At 50.6% G+C, this 249-nt stretch carries 1 protein-coding gene; it reads left to right on the top strand.

Annotated features, from left to right (window positions below; all coding sequences use genetic code 11):
• The coding region (locus SCA31_RS24785) for a hypothetical protein (protein ID WP_410699611.1) at positions 1-249 on the top strand (249 nt) is incomplete at both ends.

The following is a 249-nucleotide window of genomic DNA, read 5'->3' as shown; positions in this document are numbered from 1 at the left end:
CGCGACATCCGCTACCGTGCAAAGGTCGCGCCGCGAATCTCCGATCTAATCAATAACTTCGCCACCAATGCGCCATTGGTTGTGGACGGGATTTACGAAAGTAAGGCTATCTTCGGAATGTTCGCAGCCCGAAGTTACACGCCGACATATGACCTGCCGATTCTTGCTCATCTCGATGCGTCCGGCGTAAAAAACATAATGGACGTTGTGCAAGTCGAACGAGCCACTTCGATAAACTTGTATCTGAAG

This window comes from Chryseobacterium sp. SIMBA_028, from assembly GCF_046535285.1.
GTDB lineage: Bacteria > Bacteroidota > Bacteroidia > Flavobacteriales > Weeksellaceae > Chryseobacterium.
The sequence above is the reverse complement of the archived record's forward strand: the minus strand, read 5'-3'. Positions and strand labels throughout refer to the sequence as shown.